Genomic DNA, 19,993 nt, shown 5'->3' on the forward strand with positions numbered 1-19,993 from the left:
CTAACCGCCGAGTGCGACGGCGATGCCAACCAGGACAATTCCCAACACCATGACCGACAGCCCCACGTAGATCGGCCGGGCATCGGTAAAATGTGCCCATGTATAACCGACGATGAACAGCAGCAGCACGAGCACGAGATTGCTTGTGCGAAGCGCAAGGAACGAATTTTCAATCAGCAATAACGGAATAACGGCAGGAACTGCGGTTGCCGCTACAAGAACGAAGACGCAGAAGGCCGAGATGAAGTCTGCGCGTGTGAGGCGCATACGAACGGGCTGCGAATGCGTGGCAAGCGCGAGGATGGATTGATAGAGCAAAGCCCGATCTTGCGGACGGGCGGCGAGCGGCTCCTCATCCAGACCGAACTGCTCCTGAACGGCGAGCAGCGCAGCCTGTTCGTTTTTGGCGTTCTTGATCTGGCGAAAGAAACGTGTGCGCTGGCTGCGATAGAAGAGCGTTCCAAGAATAAAGAACACCGCATCGATCGAGGAGATCTCCAGCCATGTCATCGACTTCCTCGACCGCAATGATCCGAAGAAGACGAACAAGCCGTTCTTCGTCTGGTACAACCCCGCGCGCATGCATGTCACCACCGTCGTGAACGACAAATACATGGGCATGGTGGGCGAACCCGGCGGCAAGGACTGGGGCGTCAACGAAGCCGGCATGAAGCAGATGGACGATAACATTGGCTACGTGCTGAAAAAACTCGATGAGATGGGGCAGCTCGATAACACCATTATCGCGTTCACCACAGACAATGGGGCCTAGACCATCACCTTCCCCGACGGCGGCACCACCCGTTCAAGGGTGGCAAGCTGACCACCTGGGAAGGCGGCATGCGTGCACCACTGGTCGTACGCTGGCCTGGCCACATTGAGCCCGGAACCGTGAAGAACGACATCTTCGCCTCGCTCGACTGGCTGCCCACCCTCGTCGACATCGCCGGCGGTCCAAAGGCTAATGAGCTGAAGGCACAGATTGAAAAAGGAACCTATCCCGGCATCGTCAAGACCACGCTCGACGGTGTCAACCAGCGCGAATATCTTGAAGGTAAATCGGATGAATCCGCCCGAGATACGTTTTTCTATTATTCCGGCAAGGACCCATCTGCCGTCCGCTACAAGAACTGGAAGATGTATTTCGCGATGGTGTCTGATTCACCGGAAGGCTTCCTTAATGGGGTAGTTCCCTATCACTGGACCCAGGTCGTCAATATCAAGCGCGACCCGTTCGAAACGTCGTCGGACAGCAGATAAAGACGCTTATGGGTCAGGGCGGAACGCTGCCGGGCCGGTTACCGCATACATCTATGACTGGAACCTGCTGCCGATCGGGCAAGTTCTTTGGCTGAAGGAACTCCAGAGCTATGTCGACTACCCGCCAATGCAGGATCCTGCGAGCTATAACCTTGAGCAGCTCGTCCAGCAGGTTAAACAGATGAGCGCCGAGCGTCGTGCCGGCGAATGATAAGCACTAAAGCGGGCGCCCAAGGGCGTCCGCTTGGTCTCAGCGGCATTTAACGCGAGACCGCATGGAACATGCCCCCGAAAAAATACGGTCCAAAACTCCAGACAGCCGCCCAGAGCCCGGCGCCAAGGATATTTGCCAGGATGAAACTGTGCCATGGCATTCCCACCGAACCCGCCACCAGCCCGTTCAACTGCCGCAGCACAACGACAAAACGCGCGCTGAAGACGATGATGGCTCCGCGACGCCGGAACAGTTGTTCCAGCTCTTCAAGCCGTTCCGGCGTGAGTTTGACGAGCCAGCCATATCGCTGCAGGAGCGGCCGGCCACCAAAATGCCCGATGGCATAGCCGGTGCTGTCGCCAAGTACGGCGGCCGCCCAGACGGTGAAAAACAGGTTGGTGACTGCGAGGTCGCCTCGTACTGCAAGAAGCGATGACGCGACAAGTGCACTTTCGCCGGGAAGCGGTGCTCCCAGCGATTCAAGATATACGATGACAAAGATCGCATAGAGCCCGTATTGCTGTATGTATGGTTCGATGAATGAAGCGCTATTGTGCAGGAATTCCACAGGCTTGCCTTCGGTTGTGTGAAATGACTCCGAAGGTGGCAGAGTAGCGGATTTCCGGGGGCACCAACAACGGGGCAAAAAGCCCATATTTCTCAATGACGACCATGCGTATACGTCCTTCCGGTACATCCGCTAGGGGCATACCGGAAGCCGCAGGTTCGTTTACTGCCCGTGTTGTTTCCTGATGGCCTCGGCGAACTGCTCCTTGACGGCGCTGAGCCCGAAGCTCGCTCCCGCCTGCATTGGCGGGAAGTCGCATCCGTTCATCCCCCGATTAGCTGCGTCCGATGGAGAAGTTCAATACTCGTTCACGCGGTGCGTGCAATTGGTGAACACCTTGGCGCCGTAATCGCTGGGCCGGTCGCAGAACACCAGGGGACTGACGTTGCCGGACGAGGTGCAGCCGGGAAGGATCGCCAGGACAGCTGCCAAAAACATCGCAATACGTGTCATGTGTTCAACCCTTTCCAAACAGGATTTGCAGCAGTGGAAATTTCAGTATTTGTGGCCGAGCCTTGGCGTGCAATGGGTGGTGACCGTGGACTTGAACTCGCCGGGAGCATCACAGAATACCAGCGGGCTGACGTTTCCCGACGAAGCGCAGCCAGCCAACACCAACAATGCCGTTGCCACCAACAGCGCGATACGCATCTTGGTTCAACCCTCCAGCAATGATGTCCGGATCCGTGCGGACCGCATCAATGATGATGAAAAGTCGATTTCTGACAGGACAGCCTATCACGTCCGGCCCGGTCAGGCGCAAATTCGCGAAAAGTTTACTTGCGCCGCGTCAGGTCCCGCAGCCGTTCGCGGACAATGCGCGCGAAATTCTGGGTTCGCCGGTAGAGGTGAAGTTGTGATGCGGCCTGCCGCGCCGCGCGATCGGCGGCCGGCGTCAACCCGATCACCAGTGTGCCGATCGATTCACGCTCCTGAAAGAGGCGCGAGGCCACCGGATGGTCTGGCACGGCGCAGGAGTCGGTTCGATCGATGTTCGGATCATCCAGATGGTTCTTCAGCATCTCGATCATCAGGAGAACGCCGGGCGAATAGGCCGCAAGGCTCTCGTCATAGGCGGTCTTCCAGGTCCATGCCTCCCCCGCTTCGACGAAGACGACCAGGACGGCAATGGTCTTGCCGTCAAGTTCGAGCGTGTGGATGCGGGCCAGATCGCGGGCGGCGAGGTTGTTGACGGCCTCGCGGGCGAAGGCGGCCCGAAAACGGTCGACGGCCATCGCCGAACCGCGCTGACCCTTCCAGCCGCTGGCTTCAAGCGCAAGAAACTCTTCCAGCTTGACGCGGATATCGTCTTCGCTGCGGCTCACCCTGTAGGTCAGCTTGCCCTTGTCGGAAAGACGCCGCCACAACCGGCGATATTCCTTGGCGTGGCGGGTGCCGATAGCCTCGCCCAGATAGTCCTCGCCTTCCTTTTCGCTTTCGAGGAAGGGGCGCTCGACCTGGTTCACCGTCATCAACGGAAGATCGCGATCCATTGCAACGGTGCGGATGAGCTGTGCCGCCGTGCGGTTCAGCAGCATGTCCGGTAATACCAGGATTTCGGGAAGTTTGAGATGTTTGCGTGCCAGCATATTGAAGAGGTCATTGAGCACGCCCATCGGGTCATCGCGGTCGATGAGCGGCGTTCCCTGCGGCCCGAAGGGTGTCGCCCAGGCGCGGATGATCGATGCCGATACGGTGAAGCCCGGCCGCTCGATCGTATAGGGCATGAGGAAGCGCAGACGGCTCTTGATGTCGTTCTCATCGCGCATCACCATGAAACGGACCTGCCGGTCGTCGAGACGGGGCATGGCGGGTGCCAGGAAGCGCGGATTGAAGAAGATATTGGGCTCGACCGTCCGGTAAGTCAGATAGTCCAGTTCCTGCAGCAGCTCGAAGCCGGCGGAGGCCGAATAGACGGACAGTTTGCGCGGGACGCCGCGATTGCCAAGGGATTCCTCAATCTGCTTGGCCGCATCGGGTGACGCATCGAATCCCGAAAGTTGCGCAAGGATCTGCGCCGAGGGGCCTCCGGCCAATTCTTCGAGAAGCGGTATGGCTGCCATCAGATTTCTTCCTTACTGCGCCGTGCGTCCCTTGGGACTCACAAAGGACGCAGTAACACTTTTAATGGCGTATAATCCTTACCAAAAATCAAAGAAGATTTTCGGGGTTATGCGCTGCAGGTCTTGCACTCGTCCTGCCGGCAAATACGAACATGTTGATGTTCAGACACTTGTAGACGGTCACCGCCAGCGTCATCGCCTCAAACACCATGGAGAAGGCTGTCGCGCATGCGGCACCTGCCAGACCATAGACCGGTATCAGCAGAATGCTGAGACAGATGTTAACAATCAGTGTGACAGCATAGACCGTCGCGCAGATTTTCTGCTTGCCGGCCATATTCAGCAGGCTCTCCGCCGGGCCGACCGAAGCGCGGGCGACGACGCCGATCACCAGAATGAACAGCAGTGGATAGCCGTCGGTGAACTGGGCGCCGAACAGGTAAAGCAATGGTTTGCCGAGAAGGAGGAGGACAATCGCCATCGCCAGCGAGGGCCAGAAGGTCCAGCGCGCGGTGTCCCGTGCAAATTGCGCCAGCTGGTCATGGTCATGGGTGTGCATCAGTTCCGAATAGCGCTGTGCGGCACCGGCCTTGACGGAGAAATAGACGAAATGCACGAGCGCAAGCAGTTTCACGGTCGCGAAATAGGTCGCTACCTTGTCCGGTTCCAGGTAGCGGCCAACCATCAGAACGTCGGCATTGGTCAGCAGGAAGAAAAATCCCTCGACCAGGAAGATCGGCAGCGAGACGGAGAACCATTCGCCAAAGCGGATCTGCCTGGCTCCGGGGACCACGACCGCCTTGAACCGGTGGTTGACGACAAACAATTGCAGCAGTGTGGTCGCATAGGTCGCGATGATTGCCGATACGACTGCGACCACGGCGGTCGGAGGCAATCCTGCGACGTGGGCTATACTCATCACGACCAGGGTAAGAACCGGGCGGATGATATAGGTGGGGGTCAGGGCGACAAGTGCCCAGGACCGCGACCTGGCAGTCCCGTCTAGTGTGTCACCGAGCGCAATCATCGGCAGGCAGATGAAGCCAATGATGAAGGGTGCGACATAGTAGGGTTCAATTCCGTCGCGGAAATAATAGACCAGACCCGCGCCGGTCATCGCGATGCAGGTCGTCAGAGTGAGGGCGAACGCCTTGCTGGTAAACAGGATACCGCGCAGATGATCGAGTTGCTGGCGTTCGAGGTATTCGGGCACAAACCGGATGACGGTGGTCTGAAAACCAAGGCACGACAGGTTGCCGAGAATGACGACCGTTACCCATACCAGGACGAAGATGCCGTATTCAAACTGGCCCATCCAGCGCGCGAAGATGACCTGGGAAACAAGAGCGATTGCTGCACTGACGATGCGCACGAGGAAAGCGATCAGGGAAACCCGTTGCGCAACAGCGTGTTCCGTTGACCCGTCGAGCACCTGATCCAGGCGAAGGAGCCAGGGACGAAGCGGCTGTGACAGTCTATCCGGCAAAAACCGGTCTGCAGTTCTCGCCGCAGAAAATCGCAAGGGCAGCTCCACTCGTTTCCAATGCTCGACCCATAATCCGTAAACCTTTAGAAACGGTTCGAAAAGTCAACGGGCGTGCTGCTGGAACAAGAGAAAAGGCCGCGTTGTGCACGCGGCCTTTTGGATAATCAAACGAAAGCGCCGTGGCAGTGCTTGTATTTCTTGCCGGAGCCGCAGGGGCAGGCCTCGTTGCGGCCAATCTTGCCCCAGGTGCGAGGATTGTTGGGATCGCGATCTGCAGGGTCAACGACGCGCAGATCCTCCTGCACCGCGACCAAGCTGCCTTCGCCGAAATCGTCTTCGCCGGTAAAGCCATCGATATGATGGGCTTCCATGACCGGCAGCGCCGGTTCGGGGGCACTTGCTGCTTCCCGGACGAGCTCGACACGCATCAGCTGTGTCGTCACGTTCTGGCGCAGGTTCACCAGCATCGTCTGGAACAGCTCGAAGCCTTCGGTCTTGTACTCGTTCAGCGGATCGCGCTGCGCGTAGCCGCGGAAGCCGACGACAGAGCGCAGATGATCGAGATTGACGAGATGTTCACGCCACAAGGCGTCGAGCGTCTGCAGAATGACCGACTTCTCGACATAGGCCATGATCTCGGGCCCGAAGCGTTCTGCGCGATCGGCGGCCGCTTTCTCGACGTTCTCGGTCAGGCGTTCGCGGATGTCATCCGGCGTGATGCCGTCTTCGAGAGCCCATTCTGTAACAGGCAGGTCGAGATTGAGAATGTTGCGGACATCCTCGTCGAGCTGCTTGATGTTCCACTGCTCGGCGTACGCACCTTCCGGCGTATGACGCGAGATCAGGTCGTCGATCACGTCCTCGCGCATTTCCTTGGTGGTTTCGCTCAAGGATGTACTGTCCATCAGCTCGATGCGCTGTTCGAAGATCACCTTGCGCTGATCATTCATCACGTCATCATATTTCAGAAGGTTCTTGCGGATATCGAAGTTGCGCGCTTCGACCTTCTTCTGAGCCTTCTCCAGCGCTTTGTTGATCCAGGGATGGACGATGGCCTCGTCTTCCTTGAGGCCAAGCTTCTGCAGCATGCCGTCCATGCGCTCGGAGCCGAAGATGCGCATCAGGTCGTCCTGCAGCGACAGGAAGAACTTCGAACGGCCGGGGTCGCCCTGACGACCGGAACGGCCGCGCAGCTGGTTGTCGATGCGGCGGCTTTCATGCCGTTCGGTGGCAAGGACGTAGAGGCCGCCGGCGGCAAGCGCCTTTTCCTTCAGGCGGGCAATATCCTCACGAATGGCAACTTCCTTGGCCTTGCGCTCGTCGCCATCCGGCATGTCGTCAAGCTCTTGCTTGATGCGCATGTCCAGATTGCCGCCGAGCTGGATGTCGGTACCGCGGCCGGCCATGTTCGTAGCAATGGTGATGGCGCCCGGAACGCCTGCCTGTGCCACGATGTAGGCTTCCTGTTCGTGGTAGCGGGCGTTGAGAACCTGGAAGTCCTTGAAGCCTTCCTTGCGAAGGCGTTCGGCAAGCTGTTCCGACTTCTCGATCGATGTGGTGCCGACCAGAATCGGCTGGCCCTTGGCGCTTGCATCGCGGATATCGCGAATGATCGCCTTGTATTTTTCCTCGGCAGTCCGGTAGACCTCATCATCCTCGTCCAAACGCTGAACGGGCAGATTGGTCGGAATTTCCGTGACTTCGAGGCCGTAAATGTTGCCGAATTCTTCCGCTTCAGTCGAGGCCGTGCCGGTCATGCCGGCGAGCTTCTTGTACATGCGGAAATAGTTCTGGAAGGTGATCGAAGCCAGCGTCTGGTTTTCCGGCTGGATCGTCACATGCTCCTTCGCCTCGAGCGCCTGATGCAGGCCTTCCGAGAAGCGGCGGCCAGGCATCATGCGGCCGGTGAATTCGTCGATGATGACGATCTCGTCATTGCGGACAATGTAGTCCTTGTCCTTCTGGAAAAGCTTGTGGGCCCGCAGCGCGTTGTTGACGTGATGAACGACGGCAACGTTCTCGATGTCGTAAAGGCCCTCGCCCTTGAGATGACCCGCTTCCTTGAGCAGGTTCTCCAGCTTTTCGGTGCCTTCCTCGGTGAAAATCGCGGTCTTCTGCTTCTCGTCGATTTCGTAATCTTCGGGCGCCAATGGCAGGATGAACGTATCGATGAGATTGTAGAAGTCGGAACGATCGTCCAGCGGACCGGAAATGATCAGCGGCGTGCGCGCTTCATCGACCAGGATCGAGTCGACTTCGTCGACGATCGCATAGTTATGCGGCCGCTGTACCATCTGCGCGCGTTCATACTTCATGTTGTCGCGCAGATAATCGAAGCCCAGCTCATTGTTGGTGGCATAGGTGATGTCGGCATTGTAGGCGGCGGCGCGTTCCTCGTCGTCGAGACCATGGACGATGATGCCGTAGGTCAGGCCGAGGAAATTGTAGATCTGCCCCATCCAGTGCGCATCGCGGGTGGCGAGATAGTCGTTGACTGTGACGACATGGACGCCTTTGCTTTCAAGCGCATTGAGATAGACCGGCAAGGTTGCAACCAGCGTCTTGCCTTCACCGGTGCGCATTTCCGAGATCCCGCCATTGTGCAGGACCATGCCGCCGATGAGCTGCACGTCGAAGGGGCGCATACCAAGAACGCGCTTGGCCGCCTCGCGTACGACGGCGAAAGCCGGAACGAGCAGATCATCGAGCTTCGTTCCCTCGGCGAGACTTGCACGAAATTCGGCAGTCTTCGCTTTCAGTTGCTCGTCGGTAAGCGATGAAATTTCTGCTTCAAGCGCATTGATCGCATCAACGCGGGGTTTGAAGCTCTTGACGCGGCGCTCATTGGAGGAGCCGAAAATCTTGCGGGCGAGGCCGCCGAAACTGACCATCCCTGGTCCTCTCTAATTCGTTTTGCCAGGATAGCCCGGCATTGAGGCATCCGATGCCTGGCATGAAAATGCCTGAAAAGGCGCCATTGTCGATCCTATAATGAGTTTACGACCTAGCTTATCTGTTACCAAGCTATCTGGACGCAAAGCCGATGGACAGATAAGAGGGGGCTCGAATGATGTCAATGTAGAAGCGCTAAGCAGTTGATCGCTCCTTCATGGCAAAATTCTGCCGTAATCATAGCCCGTACCGGTCCTCCCAAGGAGAAATTGACCCATGAACCAATTGCGCAAAACCCTTTCATTTATGACTGCTGCTGTATTTTTGACCGGTATTTCCTCTGTGGCAATGGCCCAGGACGCCGGCAAAACGGATGCTGCCAAGCCCGCTCCGGCCGCCCCTGCAGCTGCCCCGGTAGATCCTGATAAGGTGCTCGCCACGATCAACGGCGCCAAGATCACAGTCAAGGACGTCGACCAGATTTCCGCAGACCTCGACCCGCAGTTTGCACGCTTGCCTGACGACCAGCGGCGTTTGGCCGCTTTGACTGCGATCATCGACATCAAGTCGCTGGCAGCCAAGGCCGAGGCCGAGAAGCTGGACCAGACACCGGAATTCAAGGCCCGCATGCAGTTCCTGCGGGATCGCGCCCTGCACAATGACTACTTCAAGCAGCAGGTTGTCGACAAGATCACCGACGCCGATATCCGCGCCCGCTACGACAAGGAAATCGCGGCCATGCCTCCCCAGAATGAGGTGCGTGCACGCCATATCCTGGTGAAGACCAAGGAAGAAGCCGAAGCAATCATCAAGCAGCTCGATGGCGGCGCATCCTTCGAGGAAGTCGCCAAGGAAAAGTCGACCGATGGGTCGGCCGCGCAGGGCGGTGATCTGGGCTACTTCGGCCCGGGCCAGATGGTGCCGGAATTCGAAAAGGCCGCCACGGCGCTCGAGATCGGCAAATACACCAAGGAGCCGGTGCAGACCCAGTTCGGCTTCCATATCATCAAGCTGGAAGACAAGCGCGTTCAGCAGCCGCCGGCATTCGACCAGGTCAAGGAGCAGGTGAAGTCGATCCTTATCCGTGAGCGTTATATGGAGCTGGTCAAGAAGGACCGTGGCGATCTGAAGGTAGAGTTCACCGATCCGGAAACGGAAAAGGCGATCAAGGCCGCCACCGAAGCACAGCAGTAATCTTGCGAAGGCCCGGCATTGATGCCGGGCCTTTTCTTTCATATCCACGCCCAACGTTGCGAAGCATTCTTTCGAGGTAACCGATGTCGACAGCCGTCTCCCCTCTGGCACCGAAACATTATCCGGCAATGCCGGAAATTCGCGGAGTAAGGATCGCGACGGCCGAGGCCGGTATCAAATACAAGGGCCGGACCGACGTGCTGATGATCGTCTTCGACAAGCCAGCGGCGGTCGCCGGCGTGTTCACGAAGTCGAAATGTCCCTCGGCTGCGGTTGATTTTTGCCGCGAAAGCCTGGCGGGCGGCAAAGCGCGGGCCGTCGTCGTCAATTCCGGCAATGCCAACGCCTTTACGGGCAAGAAGGGCCGGGAATCGACCAGGATGACGGCAGCTGCGGCGGCAAAGGCTGCGGGTTGCAAGCCGGGTGAAGTTTTTCTCGCTTCGACGGGCGTCATCGGCGAGCCGCTCGATGCCGGAAAGTTCAACCATCTCCTTGGAGACATGACCAAGGCAGCGCTGCCGGAGCGCTGGCAGGAAGCCGCCGGCGCCATCATGACGACCGATACATTTCCGAAGTTCGCGACGGAAACCGTGCTTTTAGGCGGGGTTCCGGTGACGATCAACGGAATCGCCAAGGGCGCCGGAATGATCGCGCCGGACATGGCGACGATGCTGTCCTTTGTCGTCACGGACGCGCCGATCGAATCGGATGTCCTGCAAAAGCTGCTGTCGAAGTCGGTCGGCAAGAGCTTCAATTCGGTAACCGTCGACAGCGATACGTCCACGTCCGATACGCTGCTGCTGTTTGCAACCGGATCGGCGGCCGAGCGCGGGGCTGAGCGGGTGACAAAGCTCAAGGACAAACGGCTGAAGGACTTCAGCAAAGCGCTCGATCGCGTGTTGAAAAGCCTCGCCTTGCAGGTAGTGCGTGACGGCGAAGGCGCGCGCAAGATGCTGGAAATTACCGTGACGGGCGCAACGTCTGCGCGCTCGGCCAAGCGCATCGCATTGTCGATTGCCAATTCACCGCTGGTCAAGACTGCTGCTGCTGGCGAGGACGCCAATTGGGGCCGTATCGTCATGGCTGTCGGCAAGGCCGGCGAGCCAGCGGACCGCGACCGTCTGGCTATCTGGTTCGGCGACATCCGCGTTGCGCGCGACGGCGAACGCGATCCGGACTATTCGGAAGAAGCGACATCTGCCTATATGAAGAACGATGACATCAAGATCCGCGTCGATATTGGTCTCGGCAAAGGCAAGGCAACGGTGTGGACCTGCGACCTGACCAAGGAATATGTGGCGATCAACGGCGACTATCGCAGCTGAACCATTCTCTTTCGAAGGATCACGCATGCAGTTAGCGCAGATCAGGCAGATTGAGGCGGTCGGATTCCGGGCATGGCCGGCTTCCTCTGTCCACTATGACGGAAGCTGGGCCATCCGCATGACCGCGAGCCACCCATCCAAGCGGCTGAACTCCGTCAATCCGCTCGATCCCGGCGATACCGACAATATGGAACAGCGGGTCGAACGCGCCGCCCAACGGTTCCGTGCCTATGGCAGGCCACCGGTTTTCCGGCTATCGCCACTCGCCCCCAAGGCGCTCGACGACTACCTGGAAAACCAGGGCTGGGCACGTTTCGACGAATCCATGGTCATGACTGCGGATCTCGCCCAAGTCGATCTGTCCAACGCACTCGACCAGATACCATTGAAGGATATCGGCCGGTTCATTGATGCGGCATTGCAGGTGCAGGGTGAGAGTTCCGCGCTCAAGCCAGGCCTGTTCGAGGTCATCAATGCCATCCGGCCGTCCAAGGGTCTGTTCGTCATCGAAGAGGGTTCGGTGCCGGTCTCGACCGCGATTTGCGTGCATGACGGCACACTTGCCGGGTTGTTCAACATCGGGACTGCGGAAAACCGGCGTCGCGCCGGGCTGGGCCGCACCATCATCAAGTCAGCATTGAAGTGGGCCATGCAACACGGCGCCAAAAAGACGTGGCTACAGGTCGAAATCGCCAACACCGGTGCCATCAAGCTGTACGAACACATGGGTTTCCGCGAAGCGTATCGTTATGCTTACAGGCAGGCGCCCGGCACATGAGCGCGCATCCTATCCTGCTTGTGACCGCATGTGCGCTGGTCGATACCGATGGCCGGGTGCTGCTGACGCAGCGTCCGGAGGGCAAGTCGCTTGCCGGTCTCTGGGAATTCCCGGGCGGCAAGGTCGATCCGGGTGAAACGCCCGAGGAAAGCCTGATCCGCGAACTGCACGAAGAGTTGGGGATCACGGTCAAACCGGACTGTCTCGCACCGCTGACTTTCGCCAGCCATACCTATGAGACCTTCCATCTCCTGATGCCTTTGTTCATCTGCAGGCGTTATGAAGGCATCCCGCGTCCGATGGAAGGTCAGACGCTGAAATGGGTGAAGCCGAAAGACATGCGCGACTATCCGATGCCGCCGGCGGATATCCCGCTCATTCCCTTCCTGATCGATCTCCTGTGAGTTTCAACCGGAAACTGCATTCTTTCCCAATTGTTAATGACTCCTTCACCTGATTGAGCGACTTTTAGAGAATTCTGAATACGTATTTCAGGTGGGGCATGGGGCGTAATAACGATTATCGCGACGGTGAGTTGTCGCTTGCGAGAACTCTTGCAGGCGCAGGGATGGGCCTGTTGCGGATCACGCTCCTGTTCGGGTCAGCAGCAATTGCACTCGCCCTCATTATCGCGCCGCTTGCCGATCGCGGTTCGCAAGCCGTGGTCGACTATTCGACCGGGCGCTCCATCGACGAGATGGCCACGGGTTCGATCCAGAGGGCCGATCCGGCGCCGTCGACCTATACGGTTCGCCGCAGCGTGCTGCAGCGGTCACCGAATGCTGTCTGCATTATCGACAATGACGGCTCAAAGACCGGCGACTGCTGAGAAAACTCCACTGCGGTGAGCCTCACCGCAGTGACTTTTCGAGCGGGCTCAGGGCTACTTCTTCTCGACTGTTTCCACATCCTTGAGAAAATCCGCGAGCGAGGCTTTGGCCGAGCCCGGTTTCAGCGGTTTCTGCTGCGATTCGTGCGCAGCCCAGCCGGACATCCATATGAACGAGAAAGTCGCCCTGACCCGGCCGTCGGGATCGCTGAAGCGTTCCGCGTAAATTTCAGCGACCCGCATGAAGAAGTGCCGGGTCATGGGCCGCCGCGAACGACCGACGAGGGCGTTTTGCATGCCCATGGCGCGCAGGTCGCGCATCAGGGCGAAGGCCGAGTCGTAGCGCACCGTATAGGTCTCTATATCGGTCACGGGCAGGGTGAAGCCAGCGCGCTGCAGTAGTCCGCCGGCATCGCGAACATCCGCAAAGGGTGCGACGCGTGGCGAGGCTCCACCGAAGATTTCGCTTTCGGCGGCAAGTAGGCATTCACGCAATTCGGCAAGCGTGTTTTCGCCGGCCATCGCACCGAGAAACAGGCCGTCCGGTTTCAGTGCCCGGCGAATTTGCAAGAGCGTACCCGGCGTGTCGTTGGTCATGTGCAGGGAGAGCAACGAAACGATCAGGTCGATGCTTGCAGGTTTGAGCGGAAGGATCTCTTCATCTGCGACGATTGCCGGAAACGCATTACCCAGAAACTGCCGCGCCTGTTCAATACGCACGATCGTGCCGGCCTTGCCAGATCGCTGCAGCGCCTCTGCCGCCAGCCCCGTATGGCTGGCGAGGTCGACGGCAATATCAAATGTGCGCTCGACGGCGGACAAGCGCTCTTCCAGATCGTCGGCGGCGCGAGCAAGCAGGAAATCCGCGGAATTCCCATGCTGCTTGAGGGCGCGCAGGCGCCTTGCCAGCAGTAGATTGCGGTCGAAGACCTGGTGCTGATCCATTCCGAATTTCTCTGATCTATGTATATTCTTTAAGGTAGATGCGTCGCCTTGGATCGAATTGCAATGAAAACTCTCGGGTCAACTGCACGTCTCTTCACGCGCGCAGCAACCAATCAGTTGTTCCGGCCGCTGTTTCCGCCGGTTTGCGCAGGCTGTGACAGACACGTCGCTGAGCCGGGAACGCTGTGTGGCGGCTGCTGGTCCAAAGTGCGCTTTATCGACAAGCCCTATTGCCCGGTGCTCGGCATTCCGTTCAGCCATGATCTAGGGGCTGAGATCTTGTCTGCCGAGGCGATTGCCGATCCACCGCCGTTCCGCCGCGCCCGTTCGGTCGCCATGCATGAGGGTGTCATCCGCGACATGGTTCACCGTCTCAAATACAATGACCGCACCGACCTCGGACCGTGGATGGCGCGGTGGATGCTGCGGGCCGGCAGTGAACTATTGAACGATTGCGATATCATCGTGCCGGTGCCCCTGCACGCGCGCCGGTTCTGGTTGCGCAGGTTCAATCAATCGGCCGAACTCGCCCGTCATCTGGCGCGGTTGAGCGGCAAGCCATTCGATCCGGATGCCCCGAAACGTGTCAGGCAAACCAGGCAGCAGGTTGGCCTCGGCGCAAATGAGCGTGCGCTCAATGTGCGCGGCGCGTTTAGGGTGCCGGATGCACAGGAGATCAAGGTGCGCGGACGTAGCGTTCTCTTGATCGACGACGTCCACACAACCGGTGCAACCGTCAAGGCAGCATCGCGCGCCTTGCTGAGAGGTGGCGCATCGAAGGTTGATGTCTCACTTTTGGCCGGGTTCTGGGGCAAGAATTGTCTGTGTGACGTGGTTCTCACGCAAAGAACGGGTCTTTTCGCCTGAAGTTTTGATGCCTATATAGAGGGCGAACTGGAGTATTCGAATGGTCGATGTGACTATCTATACGCGTAACGGTTGCGGCTATTGTACAGCCGCCAAGGGCCTTCTTTCGGAAAAGGGCGTGGGCTTTGTCGAGCACAATGCATCGATCGAGCCGTCGGTCCGGCAGGATATGCTGGCGCGCGCCAATGGCCGGACGACGTTTCCGCAGATATTCATTGGCACAACGCATGTAGGCGGTTGCGACGATCTCTATGCGCTGGAAAATCAGGGCCGTCTCGACAGTTTATTGAAGACCGGCGAACTCGTTTGAGGATTGTGACATGAGTTCATTTCGTGCAGCCGCCATCCAGATGCGCTCAGGCGTAGACCCGCGGCGCAATGCTGCCGATCTCGCCGGATATGTCGCCGATGCGGTCGGCAAGGGCGCCGTCTACGTGCAGACCCCGGAAATGACCGGTGCGCTGCAACGCGATCGCAAGTCGCTGCAGAACGTGCTGAAGGCCGAGAGCGACGATGTCATCGTTCGCACCGCTTCGGAACTTGCGGCAAAGCACGGAATTCATCTTCATATCGGCTCGACCGCCATCGCCCGCGACGACGGCAAGATCGCCAACCGCGCTTTCCTCTTTGGGCCGGATGGCTCGGTTCTAACCCGCTATGACAAGATCCACATGTTCGACGTCGATCTCGACAATGGCGAGAGCTGGCGCGAATCTGCTGTCTACGCGCCGGGCGCCGACACAGTGGTGATCGATCTTCCCTTCACGCGGCTCGGATTTGCGATTTGCTATGATGTCCGCTTCCCGCAATTGTTCCGCGCCCAGGCCGTGGCCGGCGCATCGGTGATCACGGCGCCTGCTGCCTTCACGCGCCAGACCGGCGAAGCGCATTGGCATGTGCTGCAGCGCGCCCGCGCTATCGAGAATGGCGCATTCATGATCTCGGCCGCCCAGGGTGGCGTTCACGAAGACGGCCGTGAGACCCACGGCCATTCGGTGATTGTCGCGCCATGGGGCGAAGTGCTGGCCGAAGCCGATCATGCAGATCCGGCGGTCATCGTCGCGGATATCGATCCGGCCTTGAGCGCTGCTGCCCGGGCGAAGGTGCCGAACCTGAAGAATGCGCGTCCCTTTGGACTGGTCGTGGAAAATCACGGCCAGAGGACACGCCTCGAAGCAGCATCATGATCCGGTTCTCGCTTCATTGTGACCACGACCACGACTTTGAAGGCTGGTTTCGAAACAATGATGACTTCGACGCGCAAGCCGAAAAGCGGCTTGTCACGTGTCCGGTTTGCGGTTCGCACAAGGTCGAGAAGGCCCTGATGGCGCCTTCGGTCACCACCGGGCGGCAAAAGGAAAAGATGGCCGTTGCGATGAGCAAGATGGTGACCGAGCTCAAGGAAATGACCAAGAAGGTCCGCGAAAATGCCGATTATGTCGGCAGCGACTTTGCTGAGGAGGCCCGGAAGATCCATTTCGGCGAGGTCGAGAAACGCGGAATCTATGGCGAAGCCTCGGGCGAGGAGGTCAAGTCCCTGCTCGATGACGGCGTTGATGTGATGCCGCTTCCGGTCTTCCCGGAAGACCACAATTGATCTTGCGGGGATAAGGCCAATCTCTATGGTACTCAGTCCGAACTGAACCCATCGGGTGATTCTCCATGTCATTTCTGAATTCTGCCGCCGTGCTGCTCGTCCTGACGGGCACTTTTCTCGGTTTGACGCTGCCATTCGGCAAGCTGGCATTCGCGGCGGGCATAGCGCCGTCACTATGGGCATTCATCATCTCAACGGGTGCCGGTACAGTACTGCTTGCGGCGTTTCTCATAATGGGAAAGCGGCCTCGCTTCGATGCGCATATGCTGCGCTACTACCTCGTTGCTGCACTGATCTCCTATGCCGTGCCCAACCTGATGACCCTGTCGGCAATCCCGCATCTCGGTTCGGGATACACGGGGATCATGTATACGCTATCGCCGGTGTTCACCCTGCTGCTTTCGATTCTCTTCAAGATGCGCAGGCCCGATCTTCTCGGCCTTCTCGGCATTTTCGTCGGCTTTGCCGGGGCAGTTCTCGTGGGATTCACGCGGGGCCAGGTTGGACAGCCAGCCGATCCTCTCTGGGTGGGCATTGGCCTGCTTATTCCTGTGCTGCTCGCCTTGGGCAACGTTTATCGCACCATTGACTGGCCGGAAGGTGCCGACCCAACCGAACTTGCTGCCGGCAGTCACCTGACGACGGCCTTGCTGCTTATCCCGATCATTTTTTATATGACCGGCACATTTCCCGTTGAGCCACTGGGTAGCGTGCCATGGCTGGTGTTTTTCCAGGTTGTGGCGTCGGCCTGCATGTTTGCGCTGTATTTCCGGCTTCAGGCCGTTGGCGGTCCAGTCTACCTCAGCCAGATCGGCTATGTCGGTGCGGCCGTGGCGCTGCTCGCCGGGACGTTGTTTCTGGGAGAGGTCTATCAGGTGGCGACATGGGCTGGCGCTGTCATCATTACCATCGGCGTTTTGATGACCACGAAAGCCCAGCGCATGGCAGCGAAGGCGGCTTAGGGCCTCGTTGCCAGGACCATGTAGTTGACGTCCGTATCGCGGGAACGGTTCCAGCTGTCGGCGAGCGGGTTGTAGGTCACGCCGACCTTTTCCACGACATCAAGTCCAGCGCGCGTCAGCGCGGTTTCGAGTTCTTCGGGACGAACCAGTTTGTCATATTGGTGCGTTCCGCGCGGCAGCCAGCGCAGCACATACTCGGCACCGAAGATGGCGAGGCCAAGGGCCTTCAATGTCCGGTTGATGGTGGCGACGAAGGTCATGCCGCCCGGTTTCACCATTTGCGAACAGGCGGACATGTAGAGTTCGACGTCGGCGACGTGCTCGACGACTTCCATGTTGAGCACGATGTCGAATTGTTCTCCGGCTTCCGCCAATGCTTCCGCCGTCGTTGCACGGTAATCGATGGCGAGGCCGCTCTGCGCAGCGTGAATCTTTGCAACCTCGATGTTGGTTTCGCCGGCATCGGCGCCGACGACGCTGGCACCGAGTCGGGCCATGGGTTCACTGAGCAGGCCGCCGCCGCAGCCGATATCGAGCAGACGCAGGCCGGCAAATGGGGTTGGGCTGTTCGGATCAATGCCGTAGTGGGCGCAGACCTTTTCCTTGATGTAGGCAAGACGTGTGGGGTTGAATTTGTGCAGGGGGCGGAATTTGCCTTGCGGGTTCCACCACTCTGCCGCCATGCGCGAAAAGCGCTCGACTTCTGCGGCATCGATTGTACTGCGTTCTGCGGTCACCATTGCCCTGTCCTCATTGTTGCGCTTCGAGTGGCCTCTTCCGGCAAAGAATGTCAAGGCCCGAATTTTGGGACGATACGTTGTATCAACTTTTGTTATCCTTTAGTATCTATTGTCAGTGACTGAATTATTTCTACAATTGGAACCGACGCGGGGCCCGTCCGCCATGACAAGCATTGCACTGAACGAGCATTATGAACAATTCATCAAGAAACAGCTCGAATCCGGTCGCTATAACAACGCCAGTGAAGTTGTGCGGGCCGGGTTGCGGATGCTCGAGGACTACGAGGAAGCCAGAGAAAGCTGGTTGCGCAAAGAAATACCCAACCGGCTTACGGAACTTCGAGAGAATCCTGCACTTGCTGTTCCAGCAGAGCATGTTTTCGCCAACCTTGAGGCCCGGATTCGTCCCTCGAAAGCAAAATGAGGAATGAAATACAGGGTCCTGTTCCACCCGCGGGCTGAGCAGGAGCTAGTTGAACTACGCGACTATATTCATGACGTCGCGAGTCCGGAAAGGCCGCGGTCGTTCATGGCCGGGATTCAAGACTTCTGTCTTGGCTTTTCGGCCTTTCCAAAGCGCGGCACAATTCGTAACGACATCATGGAGGGTGTGCGTATAGTGGGCTACAGGCGTAGTACTAGCATCGCTTTCTCGGTAACATCGGATGCCGTGCTGATTTTGGGCATTTTTTATGGCGGGCCGCAACATCTCGGCGGACGTTCTGGAAGATCGCGGATTCGAGTAACCCTGCTCTCGTTTGCGCGAAGTGCCCACCATCGGCAGCCTCTCGTCATAATAAAAACGCTATGCCGGGACACCCGGCTCGCCGAGATCCCAGTAGAGCCCGGCCATCAGTTCAAGGCCCTCGCGTGCTATGCTGAGAGGAAGATGCTCGTTTGGTGCATGCTGCGAGCACCCCGGATAGGAGTGCGGCACCCATATCGTCGGAAGTTGCAGGATGTCCGAGAATACGTCATTGGGCAGGGAGCCTCCAAGGTTTGGCAGGATCGCCGGTTTCGTACCCGTGGTGCGAGAAATCGAGTCCACGGCCCAACGGACCCAGGGATGCTCCGGGTCGAGCCGTGTTGCATAAAAAACTTCATCGCCTGCTTGCGCAATCTGTACGTTCTGGAACCCATTGCGATCGAAATGGCGGCGAAGGGCGGGGAGCACGTCCGCGACATCGACCCCGACGACGAAACGCAATTGGCAGCGGGCCCAGGCGCGTGGAGGAATTGCACCAACGGGTGTCTTCGGATTGCCGGCCTCGAAAGCCAGCACGGCGAACGAACTCCATGCGAACAGCTTTTCTGCCGCCGTTAGGCCAGGCTCGCCCCAGGCAGGGTCAATCTTCGGTTCATCGGCGCTGGTGTCCATTTCGCAGTCGGCGAGAACATGCCGGACACTGTCCGGGATACCCTTCGGGAGCCACTCTGCAATGTGAATCTGACCCGTCGGCCCGGTGATGCTTGCCAGTGCGTGTGCGAGTTGAATAGCCGGATCGGAAAGGAGGCCACCCCAATTGCCAGAATGGTGCCCGCCCTTGCGCGCATCAATCCAGACATCGAAGCTGATTGCACCCCGAGAGCCGAGGAAGACAGTCGGCCGCCCGGTCGACAACCGCGGCCCATCCGACGCAATAAAAACGTCGGCCCGGAACAATTCCCTGTGAGTGGTGGCAAGTTCGCGCAGGCCGGGCGACAGCTTCTCTTCGCCCATTTCGATGATAAATTTGGCATTGAACCCGAGCGTGCCACGTGCCTCCAACACAGCTCGCAACGCACCGATGTTGATCGAATGCTGGCCCTTGTTGTCAGCAACGCCGCGTCCGTACCACCGGCCGTTACGCTCGATCAGCTCCCAAGGCGATAGTCCTTCTTCCCAGCCGTCATCCAGCCCGCGGATCACATCACCATGGCCGTAGCCTAGTACCGTGGTCTGTTCCGGCGTCTCGATGCGTTCGGCAAAAAGGAATGGCCATTCGCGCTCGAACAATGTGCGGCAGCTAAAGCCAAGCGCCACGAAGGCCGGCTTGATCTCCGTCTCGATATAATCGATGAGCATTGGCGCACGGTCAGGGTTCTGACTCTCGGTCGGCATGCGCACTCGACGTGCCAAATCCTCCCGAAAAGCACCGGAATCAAAATAAGCCTGTGCTCTCGCTAGGGCTGCCTCGCGCGTCATTCCCTCAACATAGCACCCCAGTCAAACATTCGAAATCATGGGCGAAGGGACAATCCTCGGCGCAAATCACCCCCTGTTCTTGCAGTCA

General features: G+C 58.5%; 20 protein-coding genes and 2 pseudogenes. 12 read left to right on the plus strand and 10 right to left on the minus strand.

Annotation, left to right across the window (positions count from 1 at the left end; translation table 11 throughout):
- The gene (locus tag CU102_RS10450) at window positions 1-582 is read right to left on the minus strand and encodes a VIT1/CCC1 transporter family protein (protein WP_106711020.1); all 582 of its coding nucleotides are present in this window, start codon (window positions 580-582) and stop codon (window positions 1-3) included.
- Between CU102_RS10450 and CU102_RS10455 the strand changes: the two are divergent.
- Window positions 488-1,471 (plus strand): annotated as a pseudogene (locus CU102_RS10455) (sulfatase-like hydrolase/transferase); the annotation flags it as partial. The gene CU102_RS10450 and the pseudogene CU102_RS10455 overlap by 95 nt on opposite strands.
- 49 nt (window positions 1,472-1,520) lie before the next feature.
- Here CU102_RS10455 and CU102_RS10460 read toward each other — a convergent pair.
- The 6 genes from CU102_RS10460 to secA form a co-directional block, all read right to left on the minus strand.
- Window positions 1,521-2,042 carry a DedA family protein gene (locus tag CU102_RS10460; RefSeq protein WP_245425283.1) on the minus strand — a complete coding sequence of 174 codons (522 nt, stop codon included), beginning with the start codon at window positions 2,040-2,042 and terminating at the stop codon, window positions 1,521-1,523.
- A 297-nt stretch (window positions 2,043-2,339) separates the two neighbouring features.
- Complete coding sequence (locus tag CU102_RS29785) at window positions 2,340-2,495, minus strand: hypothetical protein (protein ID WP_166648510.1); 156 nt, start codon at window positions 2,493-2,495, stop codon at window positions 2,340-2,342.
- A gap of 42 nt (window positions 2,496-2,537) precedes the next feature.
- The gene (locus CU102_RS29790) at window positions 2,538-2,693 is read right to left on the minus strand and encodes a hypothetical protein (protein WP_166648509.1); all 156 of its coding nucleotides are present in this window, start codon (window positions 2,691-2,693) and stop codon (window positions 2,538-2,540) included.
- A 125-nt stretch (window positions 2,694-2,818) separates the two neighbouring features.
- Entirely contained in the window at window positions 2,819-4,105 is a 1,287-nt protein-coding gene (gene bspF, locus CU102_RS10470) for a type IV secretion system effector crotonyl transferase BspF (protein WP_106711023.1), read from the minus strand.
- An 88-nt stretch (window positions 4,106-4,193) separates the two neighbouring features.
- Window positions 4,194-5,627 (minus strand): lipopolysaccharide biosynthesis protein, encoded by a 1,434-nt coding sequence (locus CU102_RS10475; RefSeq protein ID WP_106711076.1) that lies wholly within the window; start codon window positions 5,625-5,627, stop codon window positions 4,194-4,196.
- Window positions 5,628-5,755: 128 nt separating this feature from the next.
- The gene (gene secA, locus CU102_RS10480; RefSeq protein ID WP_106711024.1) at window positions 5,756-8,482 is read right to left on the minus strand and encodes a preprotein translocase subunit SecA; all 2,727 of its coding nucleotides are present in this window, start codon (window positions 8,480-8,482) and stop codon (window positions 5,756-5,758) included.
- A gap of 277 nt (window positions 8,483-8,759) precedes the next feature.
- Here secA and CU102_RS10485 point away from each other — a divergent pair, with 277 nt between their 5' ends.
- From CU102_RS10485 to CU102_RS10505, 5 genes are all read left to right on the plus strand, one after another.
- The gene (locus tag CU102_RS10485) at window positions 8,760-9,677 is read left to right on the plus strand and encodes a peptidylprolyl isomerase (RefSeq protein ID WP_106711025.1); all 918 of its coding nucleotides are present in this window, start codon (window positions 8,760-8,762) and stop codon (window positions 9,675-9,677) included.
- 83 nt (window positions 9,678-9,760) lie between these two features.
- The gene (argJ, locus tag CU102_RS10490; RefSeq protein WP_106711026.1) at window positions 9,761-11,002 is read left to right on the plus strand and encodes a bifunctional glutamate N-acetyltransferase/amino-acid acetyltransferase ArgJ; all 1,242 of its coding nucleotides are present in this window, start codon (window positions 9,761-9,763) and stop codon (window positions 11,000-11,002) included.
- 25 nt (window positions 11,003-11,027) lie between these two features.
- Window positions 11,028-11,780 carry a GNAT family N-acetyltransferase gene (locus CU102_RS10495; RefSeq protein ID WP_106711027.1) on the plus strand — a complete coding sequence of 251 codons (753 nt, stop codon included), beginning with the start codon at window positions 11,028-11,030 and terminating at the stop codon, window positions 11,778-11,780.
- Window positions 11,777-12,184, plus strand: coding sequence for a (deoxy)nucleoside triphosphate pyrophosphohydrolase (locus tag CU102_RS10500; RefSeq protein ID WP_106711028.1), 408 nt, complete (start codon window positions 11,777-11,779; stop codon window positions 12,182-12,184). Before CU102_RS10495 ends, CU102_RS10500 begins: the two co-directional genes overlap by 4 nt.
- A 98-nt stretch (window positions 12,185-12,282) precedes the next feature.
- Complete coding sequence (locus CU102_RS10505; protein ID WP_106711029.1) at window positions 12,283-12,609, plus strand: hypothetical protein; 327 nt, start codon at window positions 12,283-12,285, stop codon at window positions 12,607-12,609.
- A gap of 54 nt (window positions 12,610-12,663) precedes the next feature.
- On the opposite strand, the gene CU102_RS10510 is transcribed toward CU102_RS10505, so the two are convergent.
- Entirely contained in the window at window positions 12,664-13,554 is an 891-nt protein-coding gene (locus CU102_RS10510; protein WP_106711030.1) for a methyltransferase domain-containing protein, read from the minus strand.
- Between the two features lie 63 nt (window positions 13,555-13,617).
- Here CU102_RS10510 and CU102_RS10515 point away from each other — a divergent pair.
- From CU102_RS10515 to CU102_RS10535, 5 genes and pseudogenes are all read left to right on the plus strand, one after another.
- Window positions 13,618-14,384 (plus strand): annotated as a pseudogene (locus CU102_RS10515) (ComF family protein).
- Window positions 14,385-14,461: 77 nt separating this feature from the next.
- On the plus strand, window positions 14,462-14,731 hold the full coding sequence (grxC, locus tag CU102_RS10520; RefSeq protein ID WP_106711032.1) for a glutaredoxin 3: 270 nt from the start codon (window positions 14,462-14,464) through the stop codon (window positions 14,729-14,731).
- 10 nt (window positions 14,732-14,741) lie between these two features.
- Window positions 14,742-15,608 carry a carbon-nitrogen hydrolase family protein gene (locus tag CU102_RS10525; protein WP_106711033.1) on the plus strand — a complete coding sequence of 289 codons (867 nt, stop codon included), beginning with the start codon at window positions 14,742-14,744 and terminating at the stop codon, window positions 15,606-15,608.
- Entirely contained in the window at window positions 15,605-16,018 is a 414-nt protein-coding gene (locus CU102_RS10530; protein ID WP_106711034.1) for a DUF1178 family protein, read from the plus strand. Before CU102_RS10525 ends, CU102_RS10530 begins: the two co-directional genes overlap by 4 nt.
- Before the next feature lie 65 nt (window positions 16,019-16,083).
- The gene (locus CU102_RS10535) at window positions 16,084-16,980 is read left to right on the plus strand and encodes a DMT family transporter (protein ID WP_106711035.1); all 897 of its coding nucleotides are present in this window, start codon (window positions 16,084-16,086) and stop codon (window positions 16,978-16,980) included.
- On the opposite strand, the gene ubiG is transcribed toward CU102_RS10535, so the two are convergent.
- A complete protein-coding gene (gene ubiG / locus CU102_RS10540; RefSeq protein ID WP_106711036.1) occupies window positions 16,977-17,720 on the minus strand; it encodes a bifunctional 2-polyprenyl-6-hydroxyphenol methylase/3-demethylubiquinol 3-O-methyltransferase UbiG in 744 nt (247 codons plus the stop codon). The two genes, CU102_RS10535 and ubiG, sit on opposite strands and share 4 nt — an antisense overlap.
- A 163-nt stretch (window positions 17,721-17,883) precedes the next feature.
- On the opposite strand from ubiG, the gene CU102_RS10545 reads away from it, so the two are divergent.
- On the plus strand, window positions 17,884-18,144 hold the full coding sequence (locus CU102_RS10545) for a type II toxin-antitoxin system ParD family antitoxin (RefSeq protein ID WP_106711037.1): 261 nt from the start codon (window positions 17,884-17,886) through the stop codon (window positions 18,142-18,144).
- 381 nt (window positions 18,145-18,525) lie between these two features.
- On the opposite strand, the gene CU102_RS10555 is transcribed toward CU102_RS10545, so the two are convergent.
- Complete coding sequence (locus CU102_RS10555) at window positions 18,526-19,905, minus strand: M20 family metallopeptidase (protein WP_106711038.1); 1,380 nt, start codon at window positions 19,903-19,905, stop codon at window positions 18,526-18,528.
- Between the last annotated feature and the right edge of the window lie 88 nt (window positions 19,906-19,993).

Source organism: Phyllobacterium brassicacearum (assembly GCF_003010955.1).
GTDB lineage: Bacteria > Pseudomonadota > Alphaproteobacteria > Rhizobiales > Rhizobiaceae > Phyllobacterium > Phyllobacterium brassicacearum.